General features: G+C 55.2%; 17 protein-coding genes and 2 pseudogenes. 11 read left to right on the forward strand and 8 right to left on the reverse strand.

What is annotated here, in order from left to right; genetic code table 11:
- Positions 1-16: 16 nt before the first annotated feature.
- Positions 17-829 (reverse strand): hypothetical protein, encoded by an 813-nt coding sequence (locus CFII68_RS0125735; protein WP_033062373.1) that lies wholly within the window; start codon positions 827-829, stop codon positions 17-19.
- Between the two features lie 469 nt (positions 830-1,298).
- Between CFII68_RS0125735 and CFII68_RS24205 the strand changes: the two genes are divergently transcribed.
- The 3 genes from CFII68_RS24205 (at position 1,299) to CFII68_RS26390 (ending at position 5,811) form a co-directional block, all read left to right on the forward strand.
- A complete protein-coding gene (locus CFII68_RS24205) occupies positions 1,299-3,050 on the forward strand; it encodes a hypothetical protein (protein WP_018601132.1) in 1,752 nt (583 codons plus the stop codon).
- A 531-nt stretch (positions 3,051-3,581) separates the two neighbouring features.
- Positions 3,582-4,487 carry a hypothetical protein gene (locus tag CFII68_RS24195; RefSeq protein ID WP_018601136.1) on the forward strand — a complete coding sequence of 302 codons (906 nt, stop codon included), beginning with the start codon at positions 3,582-3,584 and terminating at the stop codon, positions 4,485-4,487.
- Between the two features lie 472 nt (positions 4,488-4,959).
- Positions 4,960-5,811: an IS5 family transposase gene (locus tag CFII68_RS26390; RefSeq protein WP_084483633.1), complete on the forward strand. Its 852-nt coding sequence runs from the start codon at positions 4,960-4,962 to the stop codon at positions 5,809-5,811.
- A gap of 596 nt (positions 5,812-6,407) precedes the next feature.
- Here CFII68_RS26390 and CFII68_RS24185 read toward each other — a convergent pair.
- Positions 6,408-7,199 (reverse strand): NAD(P)H-dependent oxidoreductase, encoded by a 792-nt coding sequence (locus CFII68_RS24185; protein WP_018601140.1) that lies wholly within the window; start codon positions 7,197-7,199, stop codon positions 6,408-6,410.
- Between the two features lie 84 nt (positions 7,200-7,283).
- Between CFII68_RS24185 and CFII68_RS0125740 the strand changes: the two genes are divergently transcribed.
- From CFII68_RS0125740 to CFII68_RS24175, 3 genes are all read left to right on the forward strand, one after another.
- Positions 7,284-8,201 (forward strand): LysR family transcriptional regulator, encoded by a 918-nt coding sequence (locus tag CFII68_RS0125740; RefSeq protein WP_033062364.1) that lies wholly within the window; start codon positions 7,284-7,286, stop codon positions 8,199-8,201.
- Positions 8,202-8,283: 82 nt separating this feature from the next.
- On the forward strand, positions 8,284-8,538 hold the full coding sequence (locus tag CFII68_RS24180; RefSeq protein WP_018601146.1) for a hypothetical protein: 255 nt from the start codon (positions 8,284-8,286) through the stop codon (positions 8,536-8,538).
- 44 nt (positions 8,539-8,582) lie between these two features.
- The gene (locus tag CFII68_RS24175) at positions 8,583-8,969 is read left to right on the forward strand and encodes a hypothetical protein (RefSeq protein WP_018601148.1); all 387 of its coding nucleotides are present in this window, start codon (positions 8,583-8,585) and stop codon (positions 8,967-8,969) included.
- A 165-nt stretch (positions 8,970-9,134) separates the two neighbouring features.
- On the opposite strand, the gene CFII68_RS24170 is transcribed toward CFII68_RS24175, so the two are convergent.
- The 3 genes and pseudogenes from CFII68_RS24170 to CFII68_RS24160 form a co-directional block, all read right to left on the reverse strand.
- The gene (locus CFII68_RS24170; RefSeq protein WP_018601150.1) at positions 9,135-9,911 is read right to left on the reverse strand and encodes an SDR family oxidoreductase; all 777 of its coding nucleotides are present in this window, start codon (positions 9,909-9,911) and stop codon (positions 9,135-9,137) included.
- The gene (locus CFII68_RS24165) at positions 9,905-10,237 is read right to left on the reverse strand and encodes a nuclear transport factor 2 family protein (protein ID WP_018601152.1); all 333 of its coding nucleotides are present in this window, start codon (positions 10,235-10,237) and stop codon (positions 9,905-9,907) included. Before CFII68_RS24165 ends, CFII68_RS24170 begins: the two co-directional genes overlap by 7 nt.
- A 92-nt stretch (positions 10,238-10,329) precedes the next feature.
- Positions 10,330-10,584: pseudogene (locus tag CFII68_RS24160) on the reverse strand (response regulator transcription factor); the annotation flags it as partial.
- 198 nt (positions 10,585-10,782) lie between these two features.
- On the opposite strand from CFII68_RS24160, the gene CFII68_RS24155 reads away from it, so the two are divergent.
- The gene (locus CFII68_RS24155; protein ID WP_033062365.1) at positions 10,783-11,700 is read left to right on the forward strand and encodes a LysR family transcriptional regulator; all 918 of its coding nucleotides are present in this window, start codon (positions 10,783-10,785) and stop codon (positions 11,698-11,700) included.
- A gap of 23 nt (positions 11,701-11,723) precedes the next feature.
- Here the strand turns inward: CFII68_RS24155 and CFII68_RS0125745 are convergent, their stop codons facing one another.
- Positions 11,724-13,163, reverse strand: a complete 1,440-nt coding sequence (locus CFII68_RS0125745) for an HD domain-containing phosphohydrolase (RefSeq protein WP_033062366.1) — start codon at positions 13,161-13,163, stop codon at positions 11,724-11,726.
- Between the two features lie 88 nt (positions 13,164-13,251).
- Between CFII68_RS0125745 and CFII68_RS24150 the strand changes: the two genes are divergently transcribed.
- A complete protein-coding gene (locus CFII68_RS24150; RefSeq protein WP_018601162.1) occupies positions 13,252-14,025 on the forward strand; it encodes an alpha/beta fold hydrolase in 774 nt (257 codons plus the stop codon).
- Positions 14,026-14,089: 64 nt separating this feature from the next.
- A complete protein-coding gene (locus CFII68_RS24145; RefSeq protein ID WP_018601164.1) occupies positions 14,090-15,673 on the forward strand; it encodes a GMC family oxidoreductase in 1,584 nt (527 codons plus the stop codon).
- A 90-nt stretch (positions 15,674-15,763) separates the two neighbouring features.
- On the opposite strand, the pseudogene CFII68_RS26395 reads toward CFII68_RS24145, so the two are convergent.
- A pseudogene (locus tag CFII68_RS26395) lies at positions 15,764-16,189 on the reverse strand (GNAT family N-acetyltransferase).
- An 18-nt stretch (positions 16,190-16,207) separates the two neighbouring features.
- On the opposite strand from CFII68_RS26395, the gene CFII68_RS24140 reads away from it, so the two are divergent.
- Both CFII68_RS24140 and CFII68_RS24135 read left to right on the forward strand, forming a co-directional pair.
- On the forward strand, positions 16,208-16,969 hold the full coding sequence (locus tag CFII68_RS24140; RefSeq protein ID WP_084483634.1) for an SDR family NAD(P)-dependent oxidoreductase: 762 nt from the start codon (positions 16,208-16,210) through the stop codon (positions 16,967-16,969).
- A gap of 85 nt (positions 16,970-17,054) precedes the next feature.
- Positions 17,055-17,750 (forward strand): HAD family hydrolase, encoded by a 696-nt coding sequence (locus CFII68_RS24135; protein ID WP_018601168.1) that lies wholly within the window; start codon positions 17,055-17,057, stop codon positions 17,748-17,750.
- A gap of 14 nt (positions 17,751-17,764) precedes the next feature.
- Here CFII68_RS24135 and CFII68_RS24130 read toward each other — a convergent pair whose 3' ends face one another.
- On the reverse strand, positions 17,765-18,658 hold the full coding sequence (locus CFII68_RS24130) for a LysR family transcriptional regulator (protein ID WP_018601169.1): 894 nt from the start codon (positions 18,656-18,658) through the stop codon (positions 17,765-17,767).
- Positions 18,659-18,716: the final 58 nt, after the last annotated feature.

The following is an 18,716-nucleotide window of genomic DNA, read 5'->3' on the forward strand; positions in this document are numbered from 1 at the left end:
AGTAATCAGGGGCGATTCAATCCAGTCCTGGAACCGAGTGTACTCCAGAAATGCTAAACCACTTCGCGGTGCCATCAATAGGAGCATCTTTCTGAACCAATTCATCCAGGCCGCGACGTTCCATTTCGTCAAGCATGGCATTAGCGCCCGCATCGCAATGTTTGATCATGCCATTTGCAAACGTATCGGTTCTTTCGCCAGATGCGTATAAAAGAGTGACGTTTTCCGGAAGGTAATGGCCTGCATAATATGCGATCTTGCGTGCATTGATTTCTAGGTGTTTGCCCAATTCACTATCCACGATGATACCTATACGCGAAGTACGGAGAACGGGATGAGCCACGTGGCGAATGATCGCTAGATGCCAGCCTAAAGACTCGTGTTTAGCGTGTATATTGGTATCGAGAATTATGTATGAAGCTAGATGTTGGTACTGAATCTGACTTGTTACGGTCTGAATTGGCTCGGAAATGTAATAAATGCAGGAGGCGCTGACAGCGTAACCCTCCTGCACTTCCGGTTTTTTACGGGTATTCGTGTCTACTGCTATAAGATAATCGAATCGCCGTTTGAGCTCATCAAAATGGCCTAGTGACAGGGAGAAGTCATCAGCGGGGGCGGAATAGATCACCTTGTCGTCCTTGCCTGCTCGCTTATGGGTGAGCCTCCTAGTGATGGTGCTGGGATCGACCCCTGCAATCGAAGCTGCACCGGTAACTGAATTAACGGTGAATGTGAGTGTCGAGACCACATCAGCAGTTGATCCGTAGACGTAATCATCCCTTGGCAACTTAGGTGTTGCTCGCCTCCGTTTCTTTCTGTTAGACATGTTCATCCCCAACGGATTTTGTAAGAGTCTAGTTCTACCTGTTTGCTCTTGAATTGCCCAGCTATCATAAATACATCGAATGGCTAGTCTTGGCCCGAGGCGATCCTTGGGTCGACCTGCTGCTCTGGCTGGAAGCCGACGTTCACCTGAATGATGCATTCACCTAGACAAAAGCTAGCGATGATCGGTGCCACGATTTGCCTTTCTGTCAGTCCTTTGCCTGCAAGGCCTTCAGGATTTTACCCCAGTCAACCGGTTCCCCAAGCTCCACCCACATCGTCACGAGATTCCAACGTCGCGGATACTTTTGACCCAGGTCGCTTTTCCAATAAAAAAGCGTAGATTGGAGCAATCAAATTTAGAGCGGCTTTACAGCTTGCCTGTGTATTCTGCGTTCGACCGCCCTAGGAAAATCTTATTAGGGGGTGTGGCTTGGATGCTTTCATCGATGAAAAGGATTGGTTTTTATATGATCAAGCGAATGGACCGAATCGCAATAACCAACGTTAAAGGCATTGAAAACACCGTTTTTGACGTCCTGCTAATTCCAAATAAACCAACCCTTATTGTTGCTCCAAACGGTTTCGGAAAAAGCTCAATTACCGCAGCGTTTGCCTCTTTGAATTCGAAGCGGATGGAACTACACAAAGATAATGCCCATAAAGGTGACGAAACCCTTAAGCCAACGTTAAAGATAAGCTACACAATGCAGGATGGCACCATCCTTGAAAAGGAAGCGGACGACAAGAAAAATGAATTGGACGAAGTGTTCGGTGTTCACGTAATTAATAGCCAGCTTGTGTCAAAAGCAAAAAAGCTAAAAATTAGTGGCAATATGATTGTTACATCTGCTATCGAAGTTCATCCCGTAGTACTCATTAAAAACATTCCGGCTGCAGCCAAATTTGCATATTCTTACGCCGCTGCCAAGAGGGATTTTGGTACCAATGGAAAGATACTTCCAAACATATCTTATCTTCTGACAGACAACCGTCTGATGACCAGGATTTGGAATCAGGTCGACTTTTCAAAACAAGGCCAGGTTGGGACCTCCAAGGCAATAAAGTCAGTGAAGGATAAGTTAAATGCTGCTATCGGTAGTTCTACAAATATTATTGCCAATACAGCCCCCGAAGACTTTGTAGCTGTCGAATCTGTTGATTACGTATGCAGCATTGTAGAAGCTTTGAAGGCGTCGGGTGTGATTTATCCAACCGAAATTGAAAATGTACTTGCTGCTCTACAAATTGCCGATATTCATGCCAAAGATAAGTCAGCCTTTAGAAAAGCGGCTGAACGTTCCAATTATTTAATCGAAAAAGACGCCTACACTCAAACCTTCAGTTCTCTGAAAGGTACGTGGCAAAGCATCGCGCCTAAGGAAACCAAAGAGGGCCTGGTAGTAACGTTCCCAAAAGCAAATCAAATTTCTAACGGCGAGCGCGACATTATTTGCTTTGTTGCTCAATTGAAGAAAGCCAAGCTTAGACTTAAAAAAAATAAATGCATAATTGTTATAGACGAAATATTCGATTATCTGGATGACGCGAACCTCGTTGCCTGTCAGTACTATCTGACACAAATGATCGCCGAAATGAAATCGGAAGGTCGTCAGATATTTCCGTTGATTATGACTCATTTGAATCCTGGCTTTTTCAGGAACTTTACCTTCAGCGACCAGAAGGTTTGTTATTTAAATAAAAGCGCAGTGCTAGACAGAGGTGTCGAAAGATTAATAATAAAAAGAGGTGATAAATCCATTGAGGATCCAGTGGCTAAGTTTTTTCTTCACTTTCATCACGAAGATATGGACCTGTCTAATGAGTTCAAGGTTCTTGGCTTGCCTGACGCACTTTCCAAATCATCACAATTTGCTAATCACTGCGGATTGCAATTAGAGCGGTATATCCAAGGTAAGAATTTCGATCCTCTTGCGGTTTGCAGCGCGGTACGCCGACGAGTTGAAGCGCTTGGCTACGAACTAATTGATCCAGAGTTCCGAGAGGAATTTTTATTAACTCATAAAACCGTTGCTAAGCTGGAGTTCGTCCAGTCTAAAGGCGTAGCAATTCCGGAGATATACTTCCTGTTGGCGGTTATATACAACGACGCAATGCATCTTAGGGACAATCAGGATAACTTTTCAGCGTTGGGATCGAAACTCGGCAACCTTACAATCAAGCATATGATCGCGACCTTACCGGTAGCAGCGGCTCATTGATAGGAGTGTATCGAAGCAGATATCAATTTTTTTAGCTGGTGATCTTTGCTTCTCTTCACTCCTCGTCAGGGCGAATCGCATCAGTACGGTATATCCCTTCTGGCAGGTTACAGCTCCCAGGTCAATGTCCGCTTATGGCCGATTTCAGCCTGTCTCGAAGGGCTGCAACCGACCCCTTACGGACTCTCAACGTCATCAATATCCTGGTCTGTCCCCGATAGGCTACAGATTATCGACTATCGAGTGGATGTAAGAGCCGGTCAGATCAAGGAGAGCATTCAGCGTGAATTTAATCAGCATGTGCTTTTTTATGGACGCGGGGCAATTGTTCACGACCCCAGCCAGGTTGCCTAACGTCTTTAGCCCAGACATGAGCCTTGAGAGTTTGAAAAATAATCCGCCTAATTTTTGATACTCTACTATTCTAGGCTGGTGTAGTGCGGACATGGAAACCATACAGAATAGCATGGTCATATACAGCTTCTAATGGCGCACGCATAAGAAAATTAATTTTAAATAAGGAAGTGCTCAGTGAATAAAAATTTTATGATCATGACTGCATTGTTTGTGGCGGCTTTTTTTTCGGCAACAATTCAAGCGGAAGATGTCCCAACTCAGACCTCCGTTGACGGGGTAAAAATAACTGCTGATGCAGAATACAACGGCATACTAATTGACGCCACGAAAGAAGTATCAATATATTATGGTGGGAAGCTTAAATCTGGTTATTTGAAAAGCGACACTGCAATTGATGGCGTTACATACAAGGCTGCGTCGTTGATAAAGCTTTTTGGGGACGGAAAAGTTTGGAGTGGTAGGATCAAAACACAGGTTATGATCGGCGGTATTCCATTCAAGGCTGATACAGATATATCCTTTTTCGTTTCAGGAAAAGTTTCAGCAGGAGAGGTTTTGTCAGGTGCAGCACCAGGCGACAAGAATCTGATCCTGCCTAGAGACTTGGTAGCGAGCTTTTCTGAGGATGGTAGTACTATCAGCTTTTTTTCTACAGGAGAGCCGTACAGGATTCTTGACTTTACTGTAGCCGGTGCTGTCACGGTTTACTTTGACAAAGTAGCTGGAGTCTACAGGGTGCAGGGTGGAAATAATGGTATTCCAAAGATCGTTGCGACATTGCCTGTAGCACTTGATAGCTTTGGCCGGCCAAGCAAAGTGGAGGTAGTTATTGCACCCGCCAACTCACTTTTAACAACGCAATTTGGTGCGGATGAGTCTTATGCTGAGTCTTGGCAGATTAAAGGCAGGCTCACTCTCAATGGGCAGGATCTCGGCTATAACCCAACGCTCTACATTAAAGATATGGCTATCGTGAAATTTAGAGTTACGGAGGCTGTAAACATTAATGGCGCATTAATTAAGGCTGGAAGTTTTCTTTTATTTGATAGCGTTGGGAAGGTATATATCCCGCAGCCCTGAATTGTACCTGCGCAAATACGTTGAGGAAAGTTTAGAAAATTAGTTCTGAGGCAATTCCGGTTACCCACATTAGCTTCGAGAGACTGGAGATTGTCTAGCGAAAAAGGGAACGAAATCATTTTCTGAAAGCCCGCTTTTGGCCGGTCGCCCCCTGTTACCATTGGCTTGAACCGGCCAAAGGCGATCACTCAAAGATGCATGAAAGTTGTGCTTTTTCTTTAGTATTCTGCTCCAGGCGCACGATATTCTGCACACCTTCTCATCTGAGCCCGCTCAAGCAACCAGTTAGCGAAAGCTATTTGCATATACGCTCAATCCCAGAGCGCATGTGATATGCACTTCAGTCGCTCTCTGCCCAGTTCAGAGGAATGTGCTCACCTAGGTTCTGTACGAAATCCTTTGAAACCGCCATCACCGCACTTGAATACTGATATTCGGTAAAGTTCGCGCCCATCGAAGGCAGGAGGCCACGATGGTGAAACTGTACGAAATTCCCGATGCAGCCTGGGAGCTGGTTGCTGACCTCTTTGAACAACCCCGGCGCAATGGTCGGCCGAGAGCCAATGATCGTTTGATGCTCAATGGCCTGCTCTGGGTGCTTTGCTCAGGCGCCGCATGGCGCGACATGCCCGAGCGCTTCGGGCCCTGGTCAACGGTCTATCAACGATTTCGGGATTGGCGTAACCAAGGAGCGTTCGACCTGATGCTCAGGCGGCTGCACATTAAGCTGAACGAGCAAGGATTGATCGACCTGGAAACATGGATGATCGATTCCACAGCTGTACGCGCAACCCGAGCTTCATCAGGCGCCAAAAAAAAGGGGCCTGATGAACCTTCAGACCATGCGCTAGGCCGCAGTCGCGGAGGCCTGACGACCAAGATTCATATGCTTTGCGACGCCAACGGCATACCGCTGCGTTTTCTACTTTCGGGCGGACAAGCCAGTGATATCTCGTATGCCCAGCCACTGCTCGATGAAGCCTATATCCCCAGTTTGCGCGGTCGTCCTCGCAAACGATGTCGCTGGCTTTTGGCCGACAAAGGCTACGATGCTGAGGCTCTGCGTCGCTACTGTGACCGTTACCGGATGCAGCCGGTAATCCCTCTGCGATACATGAAACGCAAACCCAAGCCCGGCTTGCCTCGCTTGTTTGATCGGCCAAAATACCGGCAGCGCAACATCATCGAGCGCATGTTCGGCTGGCTGAAAGAAAACCGCCGCATCGTCACACGCTTCGACAAGCTCGCGAAAAGTTATGCAGCGATGGTCTCGTTAGCTTGTGCCATGCGGTGTTTGCGACATTACTTTTCGTACAGTGCCTAGCGCGAGCGACCTACCACATCCTTAAGGAGAAGCAGCCTTTTGACGCTAAACGCTGTTTCGCCTGAAGAGCGAGTCAGGTGATGATCGGGCAATAGAAAGGGGACTGGACGTGAGCCAAAAATCCGAGTGGCGTCCGATCATCACCGCCTGAGTGCGTTGTAACCGGGTCGTCCGCTAAGTGAGCCAGTAGAGACTGGACGTGCGCTTTGCGCACGAGCCACAGTTCTGTGACACGTTTTGGACACATTGGCGGTACCAACGTTTCTCTGGGGCAGTTCACTGCCAGGGCAGTGCGCGTTGTGTTGCTACCGCTTGATCCATATGGGTGTCAGGCACGACTCGGTCGTAGCCATTGATGAGAAAACGGGGACGACGGGTTCAACCGAGCAGGTTGAGACAAAGGGAAACCCTACAGTTAAAAGCTGCAGGGCGAGTTGGCTTTTAGCCTTGACTTGAGACCGGCTAATGGGCGTCCCCTTTATTGTTCTGAGCATAACCGGGACCGTCATTACTGACCTCCAAAAATGATCAATCCTGAGGCGCACAACCCGACCACCCGCCCCCCTTGGGCTCAAGCCTCCAATACGCGTTTCACCTCAAACACTCTCACCGTCACTGATATGAATACCAAGATCGCAACGACCCGACGCAAGATGCGATTTCAGCGTCAACGCCGGGATTTCGTAATCGCCGTGATTCTGGCGACGAAATGGCAAGGGTTGATCACTGAAGAGCGTATTCAAGCGAGCGGCATAAGCCGTGCAAATGGATTGGAACCGGGCGGCGTCCATCTTGCTGGTCTTATAGATTGGGAAGGCCGGCATGACCGTGAAGCCAGGATAGAAAAGCACCCCATGCTGGATAGGAAATAGCAGGTCATCCAACGCGCCGTTCACCCCTCGGCCACTGTAGTGGGACTCCCAACCGCCCATTGTGACCACCAACATGGCGCGCTTGCCTGTCATGCTGCCTTCGCCGTAGCGATCGCCCCAGTGGCTTTCGCTATGTTCGCCGACCCCATAGGCAAACCCGTAAGCGTAGACGCGTTCGATCCAGCCCTTGAGAATCGCGGGCATCGAGAACCACCACAGCGGAAATTGAAAGATGACGGCATCGGCCCAGCGCAATTTGGCCTGCTCTGCCTGGATGTCCGCCGGTTGGCTGTCAGCGGCAAATACACGCTGGGATTCAAGCGCCGGGTTGAAAGGCGTTTCTGCGTCATAACCTGGGGCGTCGTCCGGATCGAGGGATGCTTTCCACTGCATGCCGTAGAGATCTGAGACTTCGACCTCGTGGCCTGCTGTTTCCAGGTGAGTGATCGCAAAATCCTTGAGCGCGCCATTGAGCGAACGAGGTTCGGGGTGGGCGTAGATCAGTAGTATTTTCATGAGGGCTCCGCGTTGAATGTGTCCCTCAGCGTAAGCATGTATCCGCTATGATAGAAATGAATTCCCGAAACACATGGTATTTGCATGCACAATAGCTTGCGCCGTCTGGATCTTAATTTGCTGGTCACATTGGATGCCTTGCTGGCCGAGCAGAATGTGACGCGGGCAGCGCGCTTGCTCAATCTCGCGCAACCGACCGTCAGCCTGCAACTGGGCAGGCTGAGAGAGCTTCTTGATGATCCGCTCTTGCTGCCTGGCCCCCGAGGGATGTCGCCCACCGAGCGAGCTCGCGAATTGCAGGGGCCCCTGCGTGATGCGTTGGCCGCGCTGGAAAGCGCACTGAGTCCTGTTGCTGCTTTTGAACCCGGACGGTCCCATCAAACGTGGAAGATCGCTGCCAGTGATTATGCGACGACTGCCTTGATCTGGCCGTCGCTCTCGCGGCTCAGGCACCTGGCCCCATACACGCGGTTGGCGCTTATGAATAAACCGACTGTCGACTTTGCCAAGGATCTGGAAAACGGCCTTATCGATCTGGCGCTGCACACCCGTGATGAAGCGCCGCCCAAGTTGCGTCAACGCTCCTTGATTCACGAACGCTATGTGCTGGCGGCGCGGCGCGGCCATCCCGCGCTGGCAACCAAGCTGTCGCTCAAAGCGTTCTGCGCCCTTGAACATGCGGTCATGTCACCTGATGGCGCCGGCTTCGTTGGCAGTACCGACCACGCGCTGGCAGCTGAAGGTCTGGAACGGCGAGTGGTATTGTCCGTGTCCAATTTCAACTCGCTGGTCTCGGCATTGGTGCACAGCGATTTGGTTGCGGTGGTGCCGCAAAGGCTGGTGAAACATGAGCCGGCGCTTCACGTCCAGGCACCTCCGCTGGCCATTCCCGGGTTTGAAATGCTGATGTTATGGCCCGAGCGACTGCATCGCGATCCTGCCCATATGTGGCTGCGCGAACTTATTGCTTCGACGTTGGAAACAACCGGCACGCAGAAATAAATGGACCGGACCATGAAACGATGACGACGCCCCTGCCCCGTGTCCCGTTAATAATCTCCAATTCACTCCAAGGAAGAAGCTGATGTCCTCCGCTCCCCTATGCCTGGTTTTCGTACCCGCCCTTGCAGCTGTACTCACAGCAGCCGAGTCCAAAAAAGGCGCCCCACTCACCGAACTCGAAGTCTGCAACATCCGAGACCAAGCCACCTGCATTGCAGTCACCTTTGCCACCGCGCTGGCGATGGAACAAGAACGGGGCTATGCGGATATCGTTGCCGAGGATTGCTGGAATGAGTGGCAACGATTACGCCTCTCGATTCAACCAAGCCCACGTTGAGGGGCTGACACCTCAGCCATTGAACACCCCGCCTGGAGCCTTTTATGCCTTCCACGTCACGCGACGACGCCCGTATTGAGCGTCGTCTCATCGCCACCCTGACCGAAGCCTGTGAAACCGCTAAAACTGAAATCCCGGGCTTCGCCTGGCTGACCCACACCGTCGACTATCGCGCCTTTCCCCAAAGCCTGCGCGTGATCTGGATTTTCGACAGCCGCGCCAGCCAGGAACACGCCCTCTCAACGGGGGCAGACAAACGCATGCGTGAGCTGACAGCCGCCGCCCTGAGCGACGCCGGCGTACACGTCACCCACATGGCCCGCTGCGTCAGTTTCGACTCCGAAGAAGAATGCCGCCTCCGGCATGGCGGCGACTGGCGCTTGCGCCTGGCCAAGGTACACACGACCAACGCGCCTGCGAGCCATCGATGACTCACTGCTGCGGGCTCATTCTCGACGGCACTCGAGAAGACATCCGGACAGGTCATCTTGCGAACTGGAAGTCAGCTACGCCCGGAGTAACGGGTTGCTTTCGGCCAGAAGCGGCCAAACGATGGCCGCTGGGGCAGCATTTTGCGCCTTCCTGCAAACAGACGGCTAAACCGTTGGTACTGTTCCGCCGTCGATCACAAACTCACTTCCCGTGATAGATGCCGCTCGCGGCGAAGCCAGGAAACCGATCAGGTCAGCAACTTCGGAAGGCGTCGATGGACGGCCGAGCGGGATACCCCCAAGTGCTTTCATGATGATCTCTTTACCACCTTGATAGTCAGTACCTGCCTCCTGCGCGAGTCGCTCGGCTAATGCGACCGACGCTTCGGTTTCAACCCAGCCCGGCGAAACCCGAACCACGCGGATGCCTCTGGGCGAAACCTCTTTCGATAAACTTTTGCTGTACGTCGAAAGCGCGGCCTTGGCCGCCGCATAAGCTGTTGTCGCTTGCGGCAGTGGCAGCCGACTCTGGATGGAGGTGACGTGGATGACGACCCCTTCCTTGCGCTCCAGCATACCCGGGAGCAAGGCGCGGTCGAGGCGCACCGCCGGCAACAGGTTCAGGCTGAGCTCTCGTTGCCACTGTTCCTCGTCCAGTGCAGCAAAACCGCCGCCGGGTGCCGACGAACCACCCAGGACATGGATCATTATGTCCACGCCACCCAGCCGCTGTTGGATCGCGGCGATCAGCACGTCACAACCTTCCCGGGTCGAAAGATCAGCCGCAATCAGAATAGCGCCCGGCATTTCAACGTCCACCTGCCTGGCCGAGGTAATGACCTTCGCGCCCTCGGCCAGTAACAACTCGACGACAGCCTTGCCGATGCCTTTGGTGCCACCGGTGACGAGGACCCGCTTGCCAGTCAAACCTAGATTCAGCATGGCGTGATCTCCAGGGAACGGATTCGACCGCCCTCCAGCGTGAAGACGTGACTCAGTTGAACCGGGCTACCGGGGAAACTCCCAACAAGGTGCGCAATGACAGTCAGTCTGCCCTGCCCTTGCAGGGCATGCAGTGGTTGGACCTGATAGATGAAGGCTCTACGTGCCTCCTGTTGCCAGGCTTCGATGGCAGCTGTTCCTTCGTATGTTTTTCTCTCATCCGAAACCGTGGCGTCCGAGCGGAAGCAGCTCGCAAGTTGCGCTGCATCGCCACCATTGGTGACCGCAAAGTACGCCTGCACGACGTCGGGAAGCTGAAGGGTCATGTTTTCGCTCTCCAGAATCTGGTTGTATGAAGCGATCTTGTGCACTTTTGTACGCGAGCCTGATGCAATGAGGCATCCATCCGGGCCGGGCATCAGGAGATCAACCCCAGTTTCGCTGCCTTGAAGGTGGCGGCCGCTCGAGTCGAGCATTCCAACTTTCGGAAGATGCTTTCCACGTGCGTGCGAACGGTGCTCGGACTTATTTCCAGCAACCTCGCCACTTGCTTGTTGTTGGCGCCAACGCTGATCGCCCTGAGGATGCGACACTCTCGCCCAGTGAGTAATAGCCCACCAAGCTGCTGGGTCTGGCGCTCGCCGTGTGCGGCCAGCCTCAGCAATGCATCACATGCTTGAGGTGGCGAGCATTCAGCAGCACCCCAATCGCTTCCACTGCCGATGTCAAAGTACGTCTCAACAACGCTGACACGCTGAAGGCTCATTTGCTGATCTCCTGGATAGATTTCCTGGAGAGATCTTGCTGCTTGACGGATAGTTTGTTAACTGGGACAAACCCTTATGACCAATCCCGAAAATCAGGACAATCCATGTCACAAGATCGTTTAGGCCTCAGTGAGCTGGACGCTGTTATAGCGGTCGCACGCAGGGGTTCGTTTCGGCAAGCCGCTATCGATCTCGACGTCTCCACCACCGCATTGAGCAACACCATTGCCCAACTGGAAGCCCGCCTCGAATCGCGGCTGTTCAATCGCACTACCCGTAGCGTGGCCATCACCGAAGCGGGCAGGATATTTCTGGAACAGGTGGGGCCAGCCTTGCAGGATTTGCGTGCTGCACTCGATGCAGTGCGATCGCATAACGTCGGCCCCTCGGGCACGCTGCGTATCAATGCGTTCGCCAGCGCTGCCCGATCGGCGCTCCTGCCACTGGTGATGGAGTTCCTGCAGCATCATCCGAAAGTACACATCGACCTCGTAACCGAAGGCCGTCTGGTGGATATCGTTGCTGACGGCTTCGATTTCGGCGTGCGTTCAGCAAGCCTCGTTCCGAACGACATGATTGTGATCCCTCTCGGCCAGCCGCAACGGTACGCTGTGGTCGGCTCGCCGGCGTACTTCGAAAAACACGGCAAACCGCGAACGCCATCCGAGCTGCTCCAGCATCGATGCATCCGCGTTCGACTACCGAATGGGGCGATTTTCCCGTGGCATTTCGAGCGGGACGCAGAAGTGACTCGTCTCGATGTGAGCGGGCCGCTTACGCTGGATGAATCCAGCGTGGTCAAGGTGGCGGTGCAGGAAGGCATGGGGCTCGGCTTTTTCATGGAGCAGGACGTTCACGACGAAATCCGCGCCGGACAGTTCGTGCGGACTCTCGAAGACTGGACACCGCCCAGAGACAAGCTGTGCCTGTACTACCCGAACCGCCGCAACCCCTGCGCGGCAGCCAAGGCATTCATCGACCTGGCACGCGCCAGTCAAGCCGATCAGGACGGGCTCGCATGATTCAGGCTTGACCCGGACCTGGCTCAGGCAATCAATCCCAGTGTCAGTCCCTTCAAGGTAGCGGCTGCCCGGGTCGAGCATTCCAGTTTGCGAAAGATGCTTTCCATGTGCGTGCGAACCGTGCTCGGACTGATGTCCAGCAGCCGCGCCACCTGCTTGTTGCTGGCGCCACGGCTGATCTCCAGCAGGATGCGGCACTCGCGAGTCGTGAGTACCGAAGCCTTCGGTTGACGCATCCGACGCTCGCCACCTGCGGCGGCAATGACTGCTTCGCAAACATCGTTGTCGAACAAGCCACTGCCAGCATCCTGTTTGAGTAGCCTGGCTGCATCCGTTTCGCCGTGGGCCGATCGCCATGGTCTGGCTTCCCTTAGCGCGACCCAGGCTACCGATGTGGCGAACAGGCGATGCTCGGCACACAGCGCATCACCCGCCACGCCTCGAAAATAGCCACTGCCGTTGAGCCGTTCATAGGCATGGGTTGCAATCTCTGCGGGCACGGCCAGTTCAGTGATAGGTCTAAGCGCCTGTTGCGTCCAGTAAGGGACAAGGCGCACCCGCTCTGCAGCGCCGTATGGCAGCGTCCCTGCGGTATTCCAAAGGTGGTTCGAAACGGCTGCCCGGCCGAGACCGTAGATGAGCGCGGACTTACCAATTTCTGTCAAAGTGGGCTCACGCAGCCCCCACAGGCGCGCAGCTTCCACGGCGACATGCGCTACCTGCCGCGAATGCCCTGCCAACCACGGGAGCTTCAAGTCGATTATGTCTCCCACCAACGTCAGTGAGACGCAACGCTGCTCATGCGCGTGGTCAACCGTTTTCGACAGCGTTTCCAAATCCGCCAGCCAGTCCTTTGCGTTCCCCAGAAGCAACGATACTAGCGACGCGGGATAGCGCCGATCCGACTGCTCTCTGATCCAGCGTAGCGCCGCGTCCAGGCCGTGTGCACGACTGAGAATATCCAGATCACCTGCAAGTACTACTTGATAGGCGACCTCCGGAATGTGCTCATGGGTCAGGCCCAGCGGCCGGCCAGTGCCGTCGTAGGTTTCGAACACGCGACACAAGCCCGCCTCGACGGCGGCACCGAGCTGGAGGGTTTTGGCGATTGCTCCAGACACCTCACAGTGCACGACGGCAAGCGGGGTTGCCTGATGCACCGCGTTCATTTGCTCATTGCCCAGCGTCAAATCGAGCATCGCGCGGCGACCATCGACGTCGTCGCCCAGCAGATCCGCAAAGCCTTCGGCATTGGCGGTGCAACCGGACCAGCGCAGCAAGGCAACCTGTTCCGCTACCCTCAGGTGTTCACCGTCGCCATGCTGGGCCTGCGCCAGCATCCGCGCCAGTGCGGCAACACGCCGGGAATGACCGAGTGGTTGTCCCATGCTGAGGTCACCGACCTGGGCGATCGTCGCCAGTGCCCCGCCCAGGGAGATATCCAGTTGCAACACACTATCCATGAAAAATATTCCGGGGTCGGATAATTGACCGATGCCCACAACGCAGGCTAGTCAGCAGAATTTGAGCTCCCGAACAGGAGCTCATCCAATGAAAACATTCAATTCGAAAATCGCTACCGTCGCCTTTGCCCTAGCCGGTACCTTCATCGCAAGCGCCAGTCACGCGCAGGATACAACGCCCTCCGTGGTGATCGTACACGGCGCGTTCGCCGACGGCTCCGATTGGGCCAAAGTGGTGCCACTGCTCCAAGCCCAAGGGGTGGCCGTTACGGTTGTGCAAAACCCGCTCACCTCGCTTGCCGACGATGTTGCCGCTACGCGCCGCGCGTTGAGCAACCAGCAGGGCAAGGTGATTCTAGTCGGGCACTCTTGGGGCGGCACTGTGATTACCGAGGCCGGTAGCGACCCGAAGGTCAGCGCGCTGGTGTATGTCGCCGCCTTCGCGCCAGAGGCCGGGCAAACCAGCGGCGAACAAGGTAAAAGTGCGCCCACGCCCCCTGGCATCAGTCAGATCAAGGCAGACGGCAACGGTTTCCTCTATTTGACGCCGGAAGGCATGGCCAAGGACTTCGCCCAGGATCTCCCGGCAGCGCAGACCGCCGTCATGACCGCCACGCAAGGTCCCATCAAGGCATCTGCCTTCGAAGATAAAACGACCGTGTCGTCCTGGAAGGCCAAACCGTCCTGGTATCTGCTTGCTACAGAAGACCGGATGATCCACCCCGACGTCCAGCGCTCTGCCGCCAAGCGTATCGGTGCCACCCTTGCAGAGGTGCACACCAGCCATGTTCCCCAGCAGTCACAGCCGGCCGAGGTCGCCGCAGTGATTCTTAAGGCAGTGCACAGCGTTGGCGAACAATGATCGCAGGGAAATGACGCCACTGGTAACCGCAAACTCAATCGCTGCATCGATACGGAGCCTCCGCATGAATCATCTGCGTGATCAACACTATGATTTCATTGTGTGCGGTGCAGGTACGGCGGGCTGCGTGGTCGCAGCCCGTCTTGCCGATCAGAAAAGCGCACGCGTCTTGCTGATTGAAGCTGGCGAGGGGTACTCGGGCCCCGAGGTTGCCGAGCCGGCGCAATGGCCGATGAACCTCGGTTCAAAGCGCGACTGGGCATTCGAGGGGCAACCCAATCCACACCTCAATGGTCGACGGCTATCCCTGAGCATGGGTAAGGGACTCGGCGGTGGCTCCAGCATCAATGTGATGGTCTGGTCGCGCGGGCACCGCTCCGATTGGGACCATTTCGCGGCAGAGTCCGGCGACCCGGCCTGGGGCTACGATTCGGTACTCAATTACTACCGCAGGATCGAGAACTGGCAAGGCAGCCCTGATACCACTCGGCGTGGTTCAGGTGGCCCCGTGCATGTCGAACAGCCGGCCATGCCTCAACCCCTCGCGTGGGCAACGCTGGAGGCAGCCAGCCGTCTGGGTATACCCAGATTCGACAGTCCCAATGGCGAGATGATGGAAGGCCCGGGCGGGATCGCTATTACCGACCTGCGCATTAACCAGGGCAAGCGCGAATCCGTTTACGACTCCTACATCCGGCCACGGTTGCACTATCCGAACTTGACGGTTCTGACAGGGGCATTGGTGACCCGCGTATTGCTTATCGGTACACGGGTTATCGGTGTCGAAGCGATGATCGCAGGCGAACGGCAGTGCTTCTATGCCGCAGCCGAGGTCATCCTGTCCATGGGCGCGGTGCAGACGCCCAAGGTGCTCATGCAATCGGGAATCGGCCCGGAAGAGGAACTGCGAAACCACGGCATCGCACCGACCAATCACCTTCCCGGCGTGGGCCAGAATCTTCAGGACCATCTCGCCTTTGGCTGTACGTGGGAGTACCTGCAACCCCAGGCAGTCGGTAGCGGCGGGTGCGAAACCACCTTGTACTGGAAAAGCGACAGTCGCCTGGAGGTCCCGGACCTATTGCAGTGTCAGCTGGCATTTGCGGTACCCTCTCCGCCTGAGGTCGCGATTGAGCCGCCACAACATGGCTGGACAATGTTCGCTGGGCTGGCCAGGCCTGCCAGTCGAGGACGCTTACGCCTGTCGGGTGCCGGGCCACTGGATGCCCCACTCATTGAGCCGAACTCGTTGAGCGCGCCCGAGGATATGACAGCGGCTTATGCGTCGATCGACCTGTGCAGGGCGGTCGGTAACAGCGAAGCCTTCAACGGGCTGGTCAAACGCGAAGTCGTGCCCGGGCCGAAAGAACATCGCGCTATGGAGCAGTTCATCCGCAACTCTGCCGTGACTTACTGGCACCAATCCTGCACCGCGAAAATGGGCCGAGATACGATGTCGGTGGTCGACCATCAACTGCGTGTGTATGGCATCGATAAACTGCGCATCGCTGATGCCTCGATCATGCCGCGAATTACCGTTGGCAACACGATGGCGCCGTGCGTCGTCATCGCCGAACGAGCAGCAGATCTTGTCCTCGCTGCGCATGGTGTGACGGCTGCGGCCACAGCGCTGACCGGTAATTCATAAGAATACTGATACAACCCATACCCGCTGGCAGAAATTGGCCGATTGCTGCCGCTACGAAGCACAGTTATCGGCCCAAGATCCAAAACGCGGTCAGCACAACGACTTCTGGAAATAGAGCCGGGTATGCCCCGGTGGATAGTCTGCCAGGCGTCCGAATTCGGAGTAACCCAGTTTTCGATAAAACTCGGGGGCCTGAAAGCTGAAGGTCTCCAGCCAGATACCAATGCAATGTTTTTCTGCGCAACTTCTTCAGCCATACGCATTAGTCGTTCTCCGATACCCTGACCACGCATCGACTCGGGAACGCTGATAAGATCGATGAGCAGCCATCGATAAGAGACCTTGCCATACAGTCCACCAATGACTTCGTTACTGTCGGGGTCTCGTAGCAACAGAGCAAATGTTTCACGGGCGTCGTCTCCACCGTTGGCCAGGTTATGGGCCAGCAACGGGGTCAAAATTCCTAGTCGTTCTGCTTCAGTCGCATTTTCCGAAATGCTGGATTTCTACAGGCAACCCATTCGAGATATCCATATGAAACCCAATCCGACAATCGATAACGTATTACGCGTCGCGTTGGTGACAGGATCCACTTCCGGTATCGGCGCTGCCATTGCGCGTGTACTAAGCCGGGCAGGCTATGCGGTGGTGCTCCATTCGCGAAATTCTGCAGATACAGGACGCGCTATGGTTGCCGAAATGAAGCAGGCTATTTACGTGCAAGCTGATCTTGCTTTAGAAGCTGATAGGGTCAGGCTTATTAACGAGGCGATCGCCGCGTGGGGGCAGCTCGACGTATTGGTCAATAATGCCGGTATTAGCAGAGTCATTCCGCACAGCGACCTTGCCTCGGCCAACTCGACGGTGTGGCACGAACTTAACGAGGTTAATGTCGTGGCGCCGTTCCACCTGGTCGCATTGGCCGAGTCGGCATTGCGCGATGCCGCCCGTTACCGTCGAGCAGGTTGCGTCGTAAACATCAGTTCCCATGCCGGCATCCGTCCAAAGGGCGCATCGATTCCCTATGCGGTAAGCAAAGCTGCGCTTAATCACATGACCCGCTTGCTCGCGGTATCGCTGGGGCCAGAAATTCGCGTAAACGCTGTGGCGCCTGGCTTGGTCGACACGCCTCTGACCGCAGAATGGACAGAGGCCCAAGAGTTGTGGCGAACTCGCGCACCTATGCGCAGGGCCGCGAGCCCAGACGACATCGCAAAAGCTGTTGTCATGCTGGTCGAGTCGGACTACTTGACCGGCGAGATACTCCTCTCAGACGGCGGGTTGAATCTGACCTAGGCTAGCGTGCTCCGGTGTAGCAGGTGAGAAGACGAGTCACTCTGTAATCAAGTTAGCTAATGCATCGTGATCGCTGGGAGGGAACTTGGCACCGAAAGCTATTCTGTTCGATCTGGACAACACGCTCACCCATCGCGCGCTCAGCATTGACCGCTACGCTGAGCGGTTTCTGCATGAGTTCAAGACTCAGATCGCAGAAGCAGACACCCGTCAGATCTCTCGTCTGATCGCGCGCACCGACAACGGTGGGTATCTGCGACCGGAATCGGAATATTCTTCCATCCGTGAGGCGGTTGGGTACACGTTAGCCCAGGAGCTGAAGTGGACTGGGCCAGTCGATCCCAAGCGATTAGTTACACACTGGATGAATCACTTCCCGAGCGCTGCGGTTGAAATGCCAGGCGCTAGCGCGATGGTTCAAGCGCTTCATCGCAAGGGTATTGCCATGGGCGTCATCTCCAACGGTGCCGAGCATTCGCGACGGCAGACTTTGGCGGCACTGCCTTTCGGCGAAACCATTGAAACGATGATTTGCTCCGAGGCGTGCGGTATTGCGAAACCGGCGCCTGAGATATTCCATCTGGGAGCGCAGGCGTTGGGCGTTCGTCCTGAGCATTGCTGGTTTGTCGGTGATCACCCACAGAACGATTACCTGGGTGCTACAGCCGCCGGAATGCTTGCCGTCTGGTTGAGTGGATTCCATCCGTGGCCAGCGAGCATAACGCCAGCGGAGCGTTCCATTAAAACATTGGAAGGACTCCTGGACATGCTTGCAACCTAGCAGCGGTCCACCGCTTACATCCGGTGATGCTCCAGCAAAAAATCCACAAACAACCGCACCCGCGCCGGCATTGCCGAGCCACCTACGAACACCGCATGAATGGGCTCCCGATCACCAGGGTTCCACTCTTCCAGCAGCCGTACCAGATCGCCGCGCTTTAGGTCCTCGCTCACGGTGAACTCGCCGATACGCGCAATGCCGGCCCCGACTCGCGCAAATTGTGCCAGTGCTTCACCGCTGCTGCATTCGATGTTGCCGCTGACCTTCAGGGAAAACTCTCGTCCGTCGCGGATGAACGGCCAGTTGGGTTCGGCACGTCGGAAGTTGAAGCGTAGGCAGTTGTGCCGGAGCAGGTCTTCCGGTTCCTGGGGGGTGCCGTGGCGCTGCAGATAGTTGGGCGATGCCACCACTACCTGGCCGGTGTCGCCGATCCTGCGCGCGGTCAGCGGGCTGTCGGGCAGATGGCCAAAGCGTACCGCCACGTCGGCCTGCCCGCCGAGAATGTCGACCACTTCGTCGCCGAGGGTGAGGTCGACGACGATGTTCGGGTAACGGGCGCTGAACGCTGCCACCAAGGGAACAATGGCCAGCCGCCCATGGCCAAGGGCGGCGCTGACCCGCAAGCGGCCCCTGGGTACGCCCTGGTCGGCGATGGCTTCTTCGACCTCGGCCATGTCGGCCAGGATACGCCGGGCACCGCGCAGGAACGCCTCGCCCTCGGCGGTGAAGGTGATCGCTCGGGTGGTGCGCAGCAACAGGCGGGTGCCAAGGCGTTGTTCGGTGCGCGCGATGATTCGACTGACCGCTGAGGGTGTCAGCCCCAATGCACGCGCGGCGGCTGAAAGGCTGCCTTCCTGCGCCACGGTGGCGAACACGCTCATTTCACCTGATCTGCCGTTGAAGTCCATTTGTGCCTCTTACGCAAAGGTGATTGCCAAAAAGGCTATCTACCGCCTGGAAAGTTTG

The organism is Pseudomonas sp. CFII68 (assembly GCF_000416195.1).
In the GTDB taxonomy this organism is placed as follows: domain Bacteria; phylum Pseudomonadota; class Gammaproteobacteria; order Pseudomonadales; family Pseudomonadaceae; genus Aquipseudomonas; species Aquipseudomonas kilonensis.

Bases quoted from the DNA above. Each gene is read 5' to 3' on its own strand.
- CFII68_RS24165 (WP_018601152.1), bottom strand. From the start codon at position 10,237: ATGACCCTTCAGCTTCCCGACGTCGTGCAGGCGTACTTTGCGGTCACC.
- CFII68_RS24180 (WP_018601146.1), top strand. From the start codon at position 8,284: ATGTCCTCCGCTCCCCTATGCCTGGTTTTCGTACCCGCCCTTGCAGCT.
- CFII68_RS24170 (WP_018601150.1), bottom strand. From the start codon at position 9,911: ATGCTGAATCTAGGTTTGACTGGCAAGCGGGTCCTCGTCACCGGTGGC.
- CFII68_RS0125735 (WP_033062373.1), bottom strand. From the start codon at position 829: ATGTCTAACAGAAAGAAACGGAGGCGAGCAACACCTAAGTTGCCAAGG.
- CFII68_RS24130 (WP_018601169.1), bottom strand. From the start codon at position 18,658: ATGGACTTCAACGGCAGATCAGGTGAAATGAGCGTGTTCGCCACCGTG.
- CFII68_RS24205 (WP_018601132.1), top strand. From the start codon at position 1,299: ATGATCAAGCGAATGGACCGAATCGCAATAACCAACGTTAAAGGCATT.
- CFII68_RS26390 (WP_084483633.1), top strand. From the start codon at position 4,960: ATGGTGAAACTGTACGAAATTCCCGATGCAGCCTGGGAGCTGGTTGCT.
- CFII68_RS24150 (WP_018601162.1), top strand. From the start codon at position 13,252: ATGAAAACATTCAATTCGAAAATCGCTACCGTCGCCTTTGCCCTAGCC.
- CFII68_RS24155 (WP_033062365.1), top strand. From the start codon at position 10,783: ATGTCACAAGATCGTTTAGGCCTCAGTGAGCTGGACGCTGTTATAGCG.
- CFII68_RS24185 (WP_018601140.1), bottom strand. From the start codon at position 7,199: ATGAAAATACTACTGATCTACGCCCACCCCGAACCTCGTTCGCTCAAT.
- CFII68_RS0125745 (WP_033062366.1), bottom strand. From the start codon at position 13,163: ATGGATAGTGTGTTGCAACTGGATATCTCCCTGGGCGGGGCACTGGCG.
- CFII68_RS0125740 (WP_033062364.1), top strand. From the start codon at position 7,284: ATGCACAATAGCTTGCGCCGTCTGGATCTTAATTTGCTGGTCACATTG.
- CFII68_RS24140 (WP_084483634.1), top strand. From the start codon at position 16,208: ATGAAACCCAATCCGACAATCGATAACGTATTACGCGTCGCGTTGGTG.
- CFII68_RS24175 (WP_018601148.1), top strand. From the start codon at position 8,583: ATGCCTTCCACGTCACGCGACGACGCCCGTATTGAGCGTCGTCTCATC.
- CFII68_RS24145 (WP_018601164.1), top strand. From the start codon at position 14,090: ATGAATCATCTGCGTGATCAACACTATGATTTCATTGTGTGCGGTGCA.